Source organism: Clostridioides difficile ATCC 9689 = DSM 1296 (genome assembly GCF_001077535.1).
GTDB classification, from domain to species: Bacteria; Bacillota; Clostridia; order Peptostreptococcales; family Peptostreptococcaceae; genus Clostridioides; species Clostridioides difficile.
Genome location: NZ_CP011968.1, coordinates 1,916,256 through 1,929,840 on the forward strand (window position 1 = coordinate 1,916,256; position 13,585 = coordinate 1,929,840).

Here is a 13,585-nt window from a genome sequence, read left to right on the forward strand (position 1 = left end):
ATATTTTATTGACCATATAGTCAAAATAGTCAAAAATTTGAAAGGGTGATATTGAATGATTAAAGTTGATGATTTATCATTTAGTTATACAGATAGAGATTTTTTACAAAATATTAACTTTGGAGTAGGAAAAGGGGAAATACTAGGATTTTTAGGACCATCAGGTGCAGGAAAATCTACATTACAAAAGATTCTAATTGGAATGATAACTAATTATGGAGGAAGTGTCATTGTAAATGGAGTAGAGAGTAAAAGACACTCAAATAAATTTTATGAAAATATAGGAGTTGATTTTGAATTTCCTAGTTTATATGAAAAGTTGACTGCAATAGAAAATTTAAAATATTTTGGGTCTCTATATTCTAAAAAACTACTATCTATTGATGAGTTATTAAAATCAGTAGGACTAGAAAATGAAGCAAATAAAAGGGTATCTGAGTATTCAAAAGGTATGAAATCTCGATTAAATTTTATAAAAGCTTTATTACATAATCCAGATATTTTATTTTTAGATGAACCAACAAGTGGTCTTGACCCATCAAATAGCAAGGTTATGAAAGATATAATTTTATCAGAAAAATTGAAAGGTAAAACTATTATTTTAACAACTCATAACATGTTAGATGCAACAGAGCTTTGTGACAGAGTAGCGTTCATTGTAAATGGTAAAATATCTGCTTTAGATACACCACATAATCTTATTATGTCAAAAGGAGCTATTAAAGTTAGATATACTTACTTTGATAATGGAGAAAAAACTGCTGAATGTTTTCTGAACAATACTGCTAATGATAAAAATTTGAATATGCTTATTGAGAAAAATAAACTTTTATCAATACATAGTAGTGAACCAACATTAAATGATATTTTTATTGAGATAACAGGGAGGAATTTACAATGAGGCTAAAAAATCTTATTTTAGGAGATATAAAGTTTCAATTTAAGTATGGTTTTTATTTTTTATATCTTTTTTTAAGTATTATATATATTTGTATTATCAATGTATTTCCAACTTTTATGAGAGAAAAAATAGTTATAATTATGATTTATTCTGACCCAGCAGCAATGGGATTGTTTTTTATGGGAGCTATTGTACTTCTTGAGAAAAGTCAAAGGGTTTTAAATTCCTTAGCTGTATCTCCAGTAAAAGTATCTGAGTATATTTTATCAAAGGTAATTTCATTAGGAGTAATATCTAGTATTGTAGCTATGTTTATTGCTATTACATTAAATTTAGATAATATTATAATATCAACTATAGGTACCTTTTTTTCTTCTATTATATTTTCTTTGCTTGGATTGATACTTGCAAGTAAAGCATCTAGTTTGAATCAGTTTATTGTTTTAAGTATTCCTATTGAGATTATATGCTTTATTCCACCAATACTCAATGTACTTCTTGACACAAAATCATATGCAAATTTGTACCCTTTTAATATATGTATTTCTCTTATTAGTGGAGATAAAAATTTTATAATGATTAATATTTTAATTTTAATATCAATTATAATAATAATTTATTTTATAACTTATTATTTTATTTGTAGCAGTTGGAAAAAGGTAGGTGGAGTAAAACTATGATAAAGATTATAAATGCGTTTAAACAAGAGTTTGAACAAATTAAGAGAGATGCTATGCTTTTTATAGTATGTGTTTCTCCAATATTATGTGGAGTATTTATAAAATTTGGAATACCATTAATACAGAATATATCACTTAACAAGTTTTATTATCAATTAAATTTAGAGCCGTATTTCTTGATGTTTGATTTACTTTTAGCTTTTATTACACCTTTTATGTTCTTTTTTGCTTCTACAATGGTCATATTGGGAGAAATTGATGACAGCATTTCAAGATATTTAATAGTAACTCCGCTTGGTAAAACTGGTTATCTTATTTCACGATTTGGAATACCAGGTATCTTAGCATTTATTATTACTATGATTCTACTTATCTTTTTTTCTCTAACTAAAATTTCTTTCTTGTTAAACTTATCAATTTCTTTATTAGTTTTATTACAAGGAATTATTATATCAATATTAGTGATTTCTTTATCATCAAATAAACTAGAAGGAATGGTAATTACGAAATTCTCAGGTGTTTTTATGCTGGGTATTTTAGCACCATTTTTTATTTTAAATAAAGCACAATATATTCTGTTCTTCTTACCAACTTTTTGGATATCGAAGGCATTTAAGGAAGATAATTATATCTATATGTTTATTTCAATTGTTATATCATTAATATGGATTTTATTATTATTTAAAAAGTTTAGTAAAAAAATAGTTAAATAAGAAAATTTAATATATAAATGTAAGGTTGACTTGACAGTAATGTTGAAAAATGTTACATTTAAGATGTAAAGTTAACCTTACATGAATGGAGCAAATATGAAAAATAAAATAAAGATATTAAGAGAAAAATTAGGATTGACACAAGAACAACTAGGGAGATTAGTTGGAACATCTAGACAGGCTATAAATGCTATAGAAACTGGTAAAAATGAACCTTCAATATGGTTGGCATATGATATTTCAAGAATTTTTAATGAACCAATTGAAAGTGTATTTTTATTTGAAGAAAGTGAAAGAAAATCAAGAGCACAGATAAGTAGGGGAGAATATTATGGCTATAAGAAAGATAAGAACATTTGATGATGAAATTTTAAGAAAAAAGAGTAAGTATGTAGAAAACGTAGATAATAAGATAAGAGAAATATTAAATGACATGGCAGAGACCATGTACAATACTCCAAATGGAGGAGGATTAGCTGCATGCCAAGTAGGAGTATTAAAGCGATTAGTTGTTATAGATTTAGGAGAAGGACTTATTAAGCTTGTTAATCCTGAAATTATTAAACAAGAAGGGGAACAAATTGTTGTTGAAGGATGTTTAAGTTTTCCTGAAGTATGGGGTAAATTAAAAAGACCAAAAAAAGTTACAGTACAAGCTCTAAACGAATACGGTGAGAAAATAGAAATTAAAGGTTCAGGTTTTATGGCAAAATGTCTTTGTCATGAGATAGACCATTTAAATGGTATAGTTTTTACAGATAAAATTATTGAACATGTAAAATTGTAAGATAGATTGGTTATTGAATTTATAAAATATTTTATAGTAAGGAGTTAAATTATGAGATTATGGCATAAGGATTTAATTGATGTATTACCTAAAAATCAATTAGTAAGTCAATGGAGAGAGCTACTTGCTATAAAAGGTTCTATAGATAAAAAAGGTACTCCAAACCATCTATTAGTGAATAAAGTATTGAATTATAGTATAGATGAATTTAAATTTTATACAAAAATTGTACATGATGAAATGTTAAAAAGAAATTATAAACCTAATGAACTTAAATATACAAGTATATTAAAATGGAAAAATAGAAATTTTGCAAATGATATATCTAATGAACATAGTTTAAATTTAGAAAATTTATATGATGATTGGCATAATAAAATGTATTTAAAGCAATGCTTATATAATTTAGAAGAAAAAGCAACATGTGGAGGAATACCAATAAATGAATGGAATATATTACTTTGTAAATATAGTAAAGATTATGAATTGTGGTCTGGAAATATCATGTTTTAATTACTATAGATTAACATTATAGTATTATTGTATATAAAGAGGTGATTATTTGTATAATAAAATAAAATATATTCCAATAAATTGTGAAATAGCTTGTAATAAATTAAAAAGGAGTATGCCATATAAATGGGATTTAAATATTTATCGTGGATGTGAGCATGGATGTAAATATTGTTATGCTATTTACTCTCATAAGTACATCAACTCCAATAATTATTTTGAAGAGATTTATGTAAAAACAAATATAGTAGAAAAACTTGAGAGACAACTTAAAAGCAGTAAATGGAAGAAAGAAGTAATCAATATAGGAGGAGTTACAGATAGTTATCAACCAATAGAAGCTGACTATAAAATTATGCCAGAAATATTAAACCTGCTGATAAAATACAAGACACCAGCTATTATTTCTACAAAGTCAGATTTAATTTTAAGAGATTACGATTTAATTGATAAGCTATCTAGGATTACATATATCAATGTAGCATCTACAATTACCACAGTAAATGAAGATACACAAAGGCTTATTGAGCCAAATGGTGTGGATTCAATGAGACGATTTAAAATGTTAAAAGAATTTAGAAAAACTAACGCATCAGTTGGTCTACATATTATGCCAATTATACCATATATTACAGATGATTTTGATAATATAAATTCGCTATTTAGACATGCAAAAGAATGTAATGTACATTATGTTTTACCTGGGACTTTATACTTAAGGGGTATAACTAGAGGTGTTTTTTTTGACTTTGTTAAAAAAGAGTTTCCTGAATTATTTGATAAATTATCAATACTATATAGTGCAGGTTCACTTAATAGGGAGTATAAAAATCAATTGTATAAAATGGTTAATGAACTTAGATATAAGTATTCTCTATCAAGCAGTTACTCTAAAATAATGAAGGAAAAGTTAAAAAACTCAGGAGATGTACAGATATCTTTTTTTGATTAGTTTTATATAAAAAAAATTTTTTTACTATGATGATTAAAATTTATTAAAATTAAAATTTATTGACAAATATAAAATTTAAATATATAATTAATTCATAAAATAAAAATATGAAAGGATGATGTTGTTCGGTGATATTTGATATCATAAAATCGTTGATATAAGTATTGCTGGAAAAGAGTGAATAAAATCAAATTTAATAAGCAAACAAAGTAAAGCTATAGTTTTATTGTTGTGCTTAAAAATATTTGGTTCTATTTTACTCTTATTTAAACTCATCTTTTTGAAGTTAAACCACAGAGTAAACTCTGTGGTTTTTTTATTTTAAAAATAAATTTTAAGGAGTGGTATGTTTTGTTAAACAAATTATGTATGTATTTAGAAAGACCAGAGCTTTATAAACAAAGTGAAATTAATTTTTGGGATGATGAGTATATTTCAAAGCAATTATTAAAAGCACACTTAGACACTAATTTTGAAGGAGCAAGTAGAAATTTTAACTTTATCGAGGATTCTGTAAATTGGATAGTTACAGTTGCAAATCCAGCTAATTATCCTAAATTACTTGATTTAGGTTGTGGTCCAGGTTTATATGCAGAGAAATTTGCACAAAAAGGTTATAAGGTAACTGGAATTGATTTCTCAAAACGTTCTATTAACTATGCACAAAATAGAAATAAGGAGACTAATTTAAACATAAATTACTTGTTTCAAAGTTATTTAAATATGAACTATAATGAGGAATTTGATTTGGCTACCTTAATTTATTGTGATTATGGAGCTTTGTCAACTGAAAATAGAAGGTTATTAATGGAAAAAATTTATGATAGTTTAAAACCTGGAGGAAAATTAATATTAGATGTATTTACAATAAATAAATACAATAATTTTGAGGAAATTAAATATTGGGAAATAAATGAAGATGGAGGATTTTGGAGTAATGAAAAATATATGTGTCTACAAGATAATTGTAAATACAATGATTATAATACATTAGAACAAACTCTTGTAATAACCGAAAAAGATGAAAATGTATTTTATGTTTGGAATCACTATTTTTCAAAAGAAAGTTTCTTATTAGAAGTTGAAAATATTGGATTTAAGTCTGTTGAGTTTTTTAGTAATGTTAAGGGTGAAGCATATTCTGACGATAGTATGACTATGGGATTAGTTTTACAAAAATAATAATTTTTTTAAAATGAATAAATAAAAACTTGAAACCTTTAACAATAAAATAACATAATAAAAGCTTACATATTGAAAAATGGAAACTTTTATGTTATTTTTAGTACATTACAAATTTGCTTATATAAAAATCAATACTTGAATTATTATTTTTATGTGAAATTTATCTATAGTATATTTTTATAAACAAGTAATGTTATTAAAATTAAGTATATAGTTAAAAGTGTATAGCAAAAAGGCTGTTATATTAATGTTAGAGGTTCAGGGAAAATATATAAAGCAAAGTATTTACAGATAATGTAGATTGCACAGCTATAAGTTAGATAATAGAATTATGTAATCAAGAATTTACAACAAAGTATAAGATAAGGATAATGCTAAATTGCCATACAGGTGCTAGATGTGTAAATGGATTTAATTAATACTATTGATAAAGTGCAACAAGCACATAAACCAATTGATGAGATTATTAAAACTATAAGAGATATAGTTGACATAATTAAAATATTGGAACCTATTTATAATTTTAAATCAAATCAATAATGATTAAGATTAAAATAATATTAAGGCATCAATGTTATAAGAGTACAATATAAGGAGTACTATATAGTACTCCTTACTTATACATATTAGGCAATAGGAAATTTTTCATAGTTAAATTTTCAAATATTTTTTAGGGAACTTTATAATTGAGAATTAAGGGTATAGTATGTGATGAACTTACTAAATTTATAATTAGGTTATATAATGGAATAATCATCAATAGTTTTACTTTAGGGAAAATATATGCTTAAGGAAGTATAGCTTACTAATATTATTAAAATGTATATTTAAAATGATAAAAAAAGAATTAGACAAGTATTTAGTAAATTGACTATGCAAAATTCTATCAAGCAGGAACACTATGACTTTAGTCATGGGAGGTTCAGTAGGTAACTTGTTGAATTAAGTTTATATTATTTAAATAAACTACTTAATTTAGATAATATAAAAAGTCAGAATTTTAAGAATAGAGCTATATAATCTTAGCTATTAGGAGAAGTACTATGATAGGAATATATTTTAGTGGAACAGGAAATTCAAGATACTGTGTAGAAAAATTTTTACAAGAATATGATATAACAGCAAATTCTTATTCTATTGAAGATAATGAACTTTTACAGCACATCAATAATCATGAGAATATTATTTTTAGTTATCCGGTGCAATATAGTAATGTGCCAAAAATATTGAAAGATTTTATAATAAATCATTCAACTTTGTGGAATGGTAAACGTGTTTTTATTATTGCAACTATGGCTCTATTTAGTGGAGATGGCTCTGGTGTGTTAGCTAGAATATTAAAAAAATACGGTGCTATAACTGTTGGTGGATTACATGTGAAGATGCCAGATAGTATAGGAGATGAAAAGGTATTAAAACATTCTTTAGAGTATAATAGAAAGCTTGTAATAAAAGCAGAAAAGAAAGTAACTAAGGCTGCTAAAAAACTGAAACATGGGTCACCACCAAAAGAAGGGTTGGGTTTTTTGAGTCATATTGTAGGGTTATTTGGACAACGATTGTATTTTATCAATAAAACAAATATGTATACAGATAAACTAAAAATTAATACTGAGGAATGTATTGTATGTGGTAAATGCGTTAATTTATGTCCAATGAAGAATCTAGTAATTAAAAATTGTATGATTGTTGCAAATGGGCAATGTACAATGTGTTATCGTTGTGTAAATAATTGTGCCAAAAAAGCAATTACATTGTTAGGTAAAAAAGTTGTTGAACAGAGTAATATTAAGAAATATATGTAAGAAATTTAAAGTTTTATTGAATGTAAATTGATGTATATTTTATGTTAGAAAGAGAGGTTAAATAATGGAATACTACATAGTTGATTCATTTGCAACTAAACTATTTAAAGGAAATCCTGCTGGAGTTTGTGTTCTTGACAGAAGAATACCTTTAGAGTTAATGCAGAAAATAGCAGAAGAAAACAATTTACCAGAAACAGCATTTGTAGTTAAAGGTAAAGGAAATTATGAATTACGATGGTTTACTCCTAAAGCAGAAATTGATTTATGTGGTCATGCAACTTTAGCAGCAGCTTATGTAATATCAAATTTTATTGATGTTAATGTAAAAAGGATAGATTTCTTTACTCAAAGTGGAAAGCTTGAAGTTACACGAAATGGAAATCTATATGAAATGATATTTCCAGAAATAATGCCTATTGAAATAGAGTTATCACCACAACAAGCTAATTTGATAGGCTGTGTACCAAGTGCTGTTTATTCTTCAAGAGATTTAATCTTATTGCTAAACAGTGAACAAGAAGTTATAAATTATAAACCTAATTACGCACAATTGCGTAAATTGACAGACTGGTTAGGTATAATAATCACAGCACAAGGAAGTAATACAGATTTTGTATCAAGATATTTTTGTCCAGAATTAGATTCAGAAGACCCTGTTACTGGTTCATCACATTGTAATCTTATTCCATATTGGTCTGAAAAGTTGGGAAAACACAAAATGGTAGCTGCTCAACTTTCTAATCGTGGTGGTATAATTCAGTGTGAAGTGTTGAAGGATAATACTGTAAAAATTTCTGGTGAAGCAGTCTTGTTTATGCAGGGAACAATAAAGATTGATATTTAAATAAGTATAATAACTAATTTATTATGAAAAATAATTAATTTTCTTAGTGTTAACAATAATAAAGTAGAGTTAAAAAACTTGATTTCACTTAAATCAATATGATAGATGTTGATACTAAGATTGACAAGCATGATTAAAAAAGATAATATTTAATCTATAAAGATAAAAACACAGTCTGGTTGGTAGTCCAGACGCAGCAATAGCTGTCAGTAACCTGCCTCCTTGGTTGTCCGTTCTTTAGAAAGTAATTTAAGGAGGAACTAGCAATGGACAAAATTAGTGGAAAATTAACAGTCTTATTTGAAGAACCATTTTGGGTAGGTATATTTGAAAGACAAGATGGTAAAAAATATGAAGCATGTAGGGTAGTTTTTGGAGCAGAACCTAAAGAAGTAGAAGTGTATGAATTTATACTTGAAAGATTTTTCTCATTAGATTTTGGTAGCATTAAATTAGAAAAAAATGTGACCAAAGACAACATTGGATACAAAAGAATGCAGAGAAAAGTAAAAAAGGAACAAGAAAAAGAAACTATAGGGACTAAGGCTCAAAATGCTCTTAAGCTTCAATATGAAGAAAGAAAACAGGATAGAAAAAACCTAGCTAAAAATAGAAAAGAAGAAGAAAAAGAAAGACTATTTAATTTGAAACAAGAAAAGAGAAAAGCTAAACATAAGGGTCATTAATTTTAATTAAATATCTTTTTAATAATTGCTAGAAAAAGGTGTATAAAATTTTTAATTTTATACACCTTAATTTATTGAAAAGAATAAGGTTTTATATTTCAATTACTTTAAAATATAAAAATATACTAATAAAAATTGTAAAAATAGTATAAATGGTATACCAAATGTAAATTTAATGTGTTTAGTTTTATGTCTAAAAGAATACATTCCAATTATAGAACCTATACTACCTCCAATTACTGCTATAGACATAAGAGTAGCTTCTTTTATTCTCCATTCGTTTCTAATTGCTCTTTTCTTATCTATGTACATTGAAAAGAAAGCAATAGAATTAATCACTATAAAATATATTAGAATAAAATTTTTCACAGTCTTGCCTCCATAAAAATATATTATACATTATAAAACAAGATATTTGTTTTGGAAAGTTAAATTTGTAATTAGTACATATAAAATATTTGATAAGAATAAATATAATATTAATTGGAAAATTTAAAAAAATTAAACAATTAGCAAATAGGGGGTATATTTATAAGACACAAAGTGATAAAATCTATTTAGAAAATAATGTAAAATAACAGGAGGATAAAGCAAAATGAAATTTATAGTAGAAAAAGAAGTTTTTGATAAATTAGAAAATGTATGCTTTGGTGTAGTAGTTGCAAAAGGAATAGATAATACTAAAGAAATAGAAAGAATAAGCAACCTTTTAGATATAAGTATAGATAGAGTAGAAGATTACTTCAAAGATAAAAAAGTAAAGGAATCAGAAGAAATTATACCATATAGAGAGGCATTTAGAAGTCTAGGCATGAACCCAAATAAATTTATGAGTTCGATAGAAGCAATGACAACAAGGGTTGCTAAGAATAAGAAACTTCCTCATATAAATCCTATTGTAGATTTAGGAAACTCTATTTCTTTAAAATATTTACTTCCAATGGGCGCTCATGATATGGATTTTAGAAATGATGATGTATATGTTAGATTTTCTAAAAAAGGGGATAAATTTGTACCATTTGGAGAAACTGATGTTGAATTAATGGAAGAAGGAGAATTAATTTATTCAGTTGGAGACATGGTAAAAACTAGAAGATGGATATGGAGACAAGGAGAGGAAGGAAAAATTACTAATAGCTCAAAAAATATATTTTTTCCTATAGATGGTTTTACTGATGCTAATTTAGATAAGGTAATGAGTGCAAGAGAAGAATTAGCAAAATTGTTAAAGGAAATATTTAATTGTGAAATTAAAGTAGGTTTTGTAGATAAAGATAATCCTGAAATGGAAATATAATAAGTTGTTGAATACTTGTTAAGATATTATATTTACTTAATAATGTTAAAAAGGTATTAAAAAAGAAAGGTCGTAGTAAATTTGAAAAAAACTATAATAAAGAATGTAAATCCAATGATTGAAAATAAGTTTATAGGACTTTTTGAAATAGAGTATAAAAACAAATTAGATGAAGATAAGGTTTGGATGGTAGCATCAAGAAAAAGTAGTGAGCAATTAAAAAATATTTATTTGAAGAATGAAGAAGATAGTGTAGATGCAGTTGTAATAGTTGGGCTTCATAAAAGTAGTAAAAAATTAATTTTAATAAGACAATTTAGAGTACCTATTAATGGATATATATACGAGTTACCAGCAGGTCTTGTTGATGAAGGAGAGTCTATAGATATTTCCGTTGAAAGAGAACTTAGAGAAGAAACAGGACTTACTCTTTTAGAAATTAAAAAAAATAAAAGTATTGATAAAGTTTATTTATCTCCTGGAATGAGTGATGAATCTGTTGCCTTTGTTTATTGTATATGTGATGGTGATATAACAGATGAATTTTTAGAACCAGATGAAGAGATTGAAGCGCTTTTAATTTCGCAAGAAGATGCAAAAGAGATTTTACAAAGTAATCATAAGATAGACACAAAAGCATTTTTGATTTTACAAATGTTTGTGAGTTTAGGAGCTAAATTATTTGAATAGATATATAGAAAAGAGGTTATATAGAAGAGTAAAATAATAAAGTTTATTTTACTTGTATAAATTATAATCTCTTTTTTTATACAATAAAGTATAATTTTGTGTATTTTTAAATAAGTGACTTGACTCTTAAATTTTCATAATATGTTATAAACCAATTTAAGATACTACAATAATTAAAATTCCAAAATTATTTAACATATTTGCAATTAAAATGAGAAAAGGTAAAGGCTGAATGATTGAAAAATTTGATGTAAAATAGTAGATTAGTTTAATACTATAGTTTGTAGGGTTAAAAATTAGAAATTGTAAGGGAGATAAATTCTATGAAAAAATTAGTTATTAGTTTAATTAGTATCATTAGTGTGGTTAGCTTGACAGCTTGTAAAAAAAGCAATGAAAGTAAATATAATAATTTAAACAACAAAGAATCAGGACAAACAACCATTGAAATGGACTTAGATAAAAATTATGATACTTCAGACCCATTTGTTAATGCATGTTTGTTTTGTGTGTCTAATGATATAGATGTTTTAGACACAGAGATTTCTTTTAAAATGGATGGAGATAGTGGTATTGTGGAAATAAAGGACAATAAAACAGATGAAACTTTATGGAGTAATATATGGCATGGAAGCGTTGATAATGATACATTCGCAATTTCTCTTTCTAATATACAAAAAGAGAAAGAGTATGCTATATGCTTTACTGGAATTAAAATAAATCATGCAGTTGTAAAGGTTACTTTTGAAAGCAATTTAGTTAAGGAGAAAGAAAAACCCTCAAAATAAATTCCAGATTGTCTATAACTTGATATTCAGTACATAAAAGCAGTTGATATTTATGATTGACTGCTTTTTCTTATCAAAAAGGATAGGTTGTGCATTTTTACTTGAAATAGTTTATGCACATCAAAAGTTGGTGAGCATGATATTGGAAATGGTAAGCATGAAATCTTGATAACACAAGGAAATAAATTTAAGTTTTCAATTAAGTATATTTCCATAATTTAGTTAACAATAAGCTAATTATTATTTATATTTTGATATATAAATAATAATTGTAGCAAATTTTAAAAAATCATATATTTTTTGAACTAAATAAAAATTTATTTTTATTATTTTAAATTAGAGGAGATTCTTGAAGATATATTATTTTTAAAAATAAGTATAGTTTAAAAATTCAAAAAAAAGATGGCAAAATATGTCCCAAGGGACATTGAGTAAAATAAATGATTTCAGCTTCTTTACACTAAAAAGTACATACTAAATGAGGGGTAAAATAAAGAAAAATGATATACTAATTGTCTTTTGATAATAAAAAAACATGGAATTTGATTATTTAATCAAGAAAAAGTATTGAACAAATGATTTATTTAGTGTACAATAATCATGTAAAAACATAGTAATGGAGGGAGACATTTCATAATGAAAATTAAGGTAGGAATGAACGGATTTGGAAGAATAGGAAGAGCTGTATTAAGAATAGCTCAAGAAGAATTAGGAGATAATATAGAAATTGTAGCCATAAATGCAAGAGCAACAACAGAATCTTTGGCACATTTATTTACATATGATTCATGCTATGGAACTTTTAGAGGTGAAGTAGAGGCAAAGGATGAAGACACTCTAGTAGTAAACTCTAAAGAGATAAAAATATTAAGATATAATGACCCAGAAGAATTACCTTGGAAAGAATTGGGGGTTGATATAGTAATAGAATCAACAGGATTATTTACACAAAGAGAAAAGGCAGAAAAACATATTAAAGCAGGAGCAAAAAAAGTAATTATAACAGCTCCAGGAAAAAATGAAGATATAACTATAGTTATCGGAGTTAATGAGAAAGAATATGATAATGAAAAGCACAATATAATTTCAAATGCATCTTGTACTACAAATTGTCTAGCTCCTTTTGCTAAAGTATTGGACGAAAAATTTGGTATAGTAAAAGGGTTAATGACTACAGTACATTCATATACTAACGATCAAAGAATATTAGATAAAAGCCATAAAGATTTGAGAAGAGCAAGAGCAGCGGCTGAATCTATAATACCTACCACTACAGGAGCAGCAAAAGCTGTGTCAAGAGTACTACCACAATTAGAAGGAAAATTAAATGGTTTTTCACTTAGAGTACCAACACCAACAGTTTCACTTGTTGATTTAGTGTGCGAACTTAAAGAAAACGTTACATCTGAGCAAGTTAACTCTGTGTTAAAAGATGCTGCTGAAGGAGAATTAAAAGGTGTTTTAGGATATTGTGACAAGCCACTTGTTTCTATAGATTATAAAGGAGATTCAAGATCATCTATTATAGACGCTCTATCCACAATGGTTATAGAAGACAATATGGTTAAGGTAGTTTCTTGGTATGATAATGAATGGGGATATTCTTCAAGAACTGTTGACTTAGTAAAATATGTAGCTGAAAAATTAAAATAATATATATTTCTTAAAGCAAATTTTAAAAAAATTTTTTAAAAAAAATATATAAAACTAAAAAAAAAGATTATGAAAAATATTGAAGGAA

At 25.9% G+C, this 13,585-nt stretch carries 17 protein-coding genes; 16 read left to right on the forward strand and 1 reads right to left on the reverse strand.

Going from position 1 to position 13,585, the window contains the following annotated elements:
• The first annotated feature begins 55 nt into the window (after nt 1–55).
• From CDIF1296T_RS09270 to CDIF1296T_RS09325, 12 genes are all read left to right on the forward strand, one after another.
• Complete coding sequence (locus tag CDIF1296T_RS09270) at nt 56–901, forward strand: ABC transporter ATP-binding protein (protein ID WP_009896886.1); 846 nt, start codon at nt 56–58, stop codon at nt 899–901.
• Entirely contained in the window at nt 898–1,581 is a 684-nt protein-coding gene (locus CDIF1296T_RS09275) for a hypothetical protein (RefSeq protein WP_009896888.1), read from the forward strand. The genes CDIF1296T_RS09270 and CDIF1296T_RS09275 overlap by 4 nt, the downstream gene beginning before the upstream one ends.
• Nucleotides 1,578–2,294 (forward strand): hypothetical protein, encoded by a 717-nt coding sequence (locus tag CDIF1296T_RS09280; RefSeq protein WP_009896890.1) that lies wholly within the window; start codon nt 1,578–1,580, stop codon nt 2,292–2,294. Before CDIF1296T_RS09275 ends, CDIF1296T_RS09280 begins: the two co-directional genes overlap by 4 nt.
• An 81-nt stretch (nt 2,295–2,375) precedes the next feature.
• On the forward strand, nt 2,376–2,654 hold the full coding sequence (locus tag CDIF1296T_RS09285) for a helix-turn-helix transcriptional regulator (protein WP_003430247.1): 279 nt from the start codon (nt 2,376–2,378) through the stop codon (nt 2,652–2,654).
• Nucleotides 2,626–3,081 (forward strand): peptide deformylase, encoded by a 456-nt coding sequence (gene def, locus CDIF1296T_RS09290; RefSeq protein WP_003423696.1) that lies wholly within the window; start codon nt 2,626–2,628, stop codon nt 3,079–3,081. The genes CDIF1296T_RS09285 and def overlap by 29 nt, the downstream gene beginning before the upstream one ends.
• Nucleotides 3,082–3,132: 51 nt before the next feature.
• Nucleotides 3,133–3,594: a pyrimidine dimer DNA glycosylase/endonuclease V gene (locus CDIF1296T_RS09295; protein WP_004454381.1), complete on the forward strand. Its 462-nt coding sequence runs from the start codon at nt 3,133–3,135 to the stop codon at nt 3,592–3,594.
• A gap of 49 nt (nt 3,595–3,643) precedes the next feature.
• Nucleotides 3,644–4,546 carry an SPL family radical SAM protein gene (locus CDIF1296T_RS09300; protein ID WP_009896897.1) on the forward strand — a complete coding sequence of 301 codons (903 nt, stop codon included), beginning with the start codon at nt 3,644–3,646 and terminating at the stop codon, nt 4,544–4,546.
• A 351-nt stretch (nt 4,547–4,897) separates the two neighbouring features.
• A complete protein-coding gene (locus CDIF1296T_RS09305; protein ID WP_009896899.1) occupies nt 4,898–5,728 on the forward strand; it encodes a class I SAM-dependent methyltransferase in 831 nt (276 codons plus the stop codon).
• A 408-nt stretch (nt 5,729–6,136) separates the two neighbouring features.
• Nucleotides 6,137–6,271 (forward strand): hypothetical protein, encoded by a 135-nt coding sequence (locus CDIF1296T_RS19885; protein WP_009889716.1) that lies wholly within the window; start codon nt 6,137–6,139, stop codon nt 6,269–6,271.
• A gap of 503 nt (nt 6,272–6,774) precedes the next feature.
• A complete protein-coding gene (locus CDIF1296T_RS09315; protein WP_009896901.1) occupies nt 6,775–7,536 on the forward strand; it encodes an EFR1 family ferrodoxin in 762 nt (253 codons plus the stop codon).
• 64 nt (nt 7,537–7,600) lie between these two features.
• Complete coding sequence (locus CDIF1296T_RS09320) at nt 7,601–8,383, forward strand: PhzF family phenazine biosynthesis protein (RefSeq protein WP_004454370.1); 783 nt, start codon at nt 7,601–7,603, stop codon at nt 8,381–8,383.
• 266 nt (nt 8,384–8,649) lie between these two features.
• The gene (locus tag CDIF1296T_RS09325) at nt 8,650–9,069 is read left to right on the forward strand and encodes a YjdF family protein (protein WP_004454369.1); all 420 of its coding nucleotides are present in this window, start codon (nt 8,650–8,652) and stop codon (nt 9,067–9,069) included.
• A 102-nt stretch (nt 9,070–9,171) separates the two neighbouring features.
• On the opposite strand, the gene CDIF1296T_RS09330 is transcribed toward CDIF1296T_RS09325, so the two are convergent.
• On the reverse strand, nt 9,172–9,438 hold the full coding sequence (locus CDIF1296T_RS09330; RefSeq protein ID WP_009896904.1) for a DUF1294 domain-containing protein: 267 nt from the start codon (nt 9,436–9,438) through the stop codon (nt 9,172–9,174).
• A 226-nt stretch (nt 9,439–9,664) separates the two neighbouring features.
• Between CDIF1296T_RS09330 and CDIF1296T_RS09340 the strand changes: the two genes are divergently transcribed.
• The 4 genes from CDIF1296T_RS09340 to gap all read left to right on the forward strand — a co-directional run bounded on the left by CDIF1296T_RS09340 (nt 9,665) and on the right by gap (nt 13,497).
• Nucleotides 9,665–10,366: a B3/B4 domain-containing protein gene (locus tag CDIF1296T_RS09340; RefSeq protein WP_004454365.1), complete on the forward strand. Its 702-nt coding sequence runs from the start codon at nt 9,665–9,667 to the stop codon at nt 10,364–10,366.
• An 81-nt stretch (nt 10,367–10,447) separates the two neighbouring features.
• Nucleotides 10,448–11,056: an NUDIX hydrolase gene (locus tag CDIF1296T_RS09345; RefSeq protein ID WP_009889720.1), complete on the forward strand. Its 609-nt coding sequence runs from the start codon at nt 10,448–10,450 to the stop codon at nt 11,054–11,056.
• A gap of 323 nt (nt 11,057–11,379) precedes the next feature.
• Nucleotides 11,380–11,844: a DUF4624 family lipoprotein gene (locus CDIF1296T_RS09350; protein ID WP_009896907.1), complete on the forward strand. Its 465-nt coding sequence runs from the start codon at nt 11,380–11,382 to the stop codon at nt 11,842–11,844.
• A 636-nt stretch (nt 11,845–12,480) separates the two neighbouring features.
• Nucleotides 12,481–13,497 (forward strand): type I glyceraldehyde-3-phosphate dehydrogenase, encoded by a 1,017-nt coding sequence (gene gap, locus CDIF1296T_RS09355; RefSeq protein ID WP_003430259.1) that lies wholly within the window; start codon nt 12,481–12,483, stop codon nt 13,495–13,497.
• Nucleotides 13,498–13,585: the final 88 nt, after the last annotated feature.

Coding starts and splice junctions, on each gene's coding strand:
- CDIF1296T_RS19885 (WP_009889716.1), top strand. CDS start 6,137: ATGGATTTAATTAATACTATTGATAAAGTGCAACAAGCACATAAACCA.
- CDIF1296T_RS09275 (WP_009896888.1), top strand. CDS start 898: ATGAGGCTAAAAAATCTTATTTTAGGAGATATAAAGTTTCAATTTAAG.
- CDIF1296T_RS09325 (WP_004454369.1), top strand. CDS start 8,650: ATGGACAAAATTAGTGGAAAATTAACAGTCTTATTTGAAGAACCATTT.
- CDIF1296T_RS09340 (WP_004454365.1), top strand. CDS start 9,665: ATGAAATTTATAGTAGAAAAAGAAGTTTTTGATAAATTAGAAAATGTA.
- CDIF1296T_RS09270 (WP_009896886.1), top strand. CDS start 56: ATGATTAAAGTTGATGATTTATCATTTAGTTATACAGATAGAGATTTT.
- CDIF1296T_RS09315 (WP_009896901.1), top strand. CDS start 6,775: ATGATAGGAATATATTTTAGTGGAACAGGAAATTCAAGATACTGTGTA.
- CDIF1296T_RS09295 (WP_004454381.1), top strand. CDS start 3,133: ATGAGATTATGGCATAAGGATTTAATTGATGTATTACCTAAAAATCAA.
- gap (WP_003430259.1), top strand. CDS start 12,481: ATGAAAATTAAGGTAGGAATGAACGGATTTGGAAGAATAGGAAGAGCT.
- def (WP_003423696.1), top strand. CDS start 2,626: ATGGCTATAAGAAAGATAAGAACATTTGATGATGAAATTTTAAGAAAA.
- CDIF1296T_RS09285 (WP_003430247.1), top strand. CDS start 2,376: ATGAATGGAGCAAATATGAAAAATAAAATAAAGATATTAAGAGAAAAA.
- CDIF1296T_RS09320 (WP_004454370.1), top strand. CDS start 7,601: ATGGAATACTACATAGTTGATTCATTTGCAACTAAACTATTTAAAGGA.
- CDIF1296T_RS09280 (WP_009896890.1), top strand. CDS start 1,578: ATGATAAAGATTATAAATGCGTTTAAACAAGAGTTTGAACAAATTAAG.
- CDIF1296T_RS09350 (WP_009896907.1), top strand. CDS start 11,380: ATGAAAAAATTAGTTATTAGTTTAATTAGTATCATTAGTGTGGTTAGC.